This window comes from Bacillus sp. IS1, from assembly GCF_032461585.1.
Taxonomy (GTDB): Bacteria; Bacillota; Bacilli; order Bacillales; family Bacillaceae; genus Bacillus; species Bacillus velezensis.
This window is the reverse complement of the sequence record NZ_JAWCWR010000046.1, coordinates 1-255: the sequence shown is the minus strand read 5'-3', so window position 1 is coordinate 255 and position 255 is coordinate 1. Positions and strand designations below refer to the sequence as shown.

At 53.3% G+C, this 255-nt stretch carries 1 rRNA gene; it reads right to left on the bottom strand.

Features of this window, described 5'->3' with window-relative positions:
* A 16S ribosomal RNA gene (locus tag RUW00_RS23135) occupies positions 1–255 on the bottom strand; the annotation flags it as partial.

Here is a 255-nt window from a genome sequence, read left to right as displayed (position 1 = left end):
CGCGGCATGCTGATCCGCGATTACTAGCGATTCCAGCTTCACGCAGTCGAGTTGCAGACTGCGATCCGAACTGAGAACAGATTTGTGGGATTGGCTTAACCTCGCGGTTTCGCTGCCCTTTGTTCTGCCCATTGTAGCACGTGTGTAGCCCAGGTCATAAGGGGCATGATGATTTGACGTCATCCCCACCTTCCTCCGGTTTGTCACCGGCAGTCACCTTAGAGTGCCCAACTGAATGCTGGCAACTAAGATCAA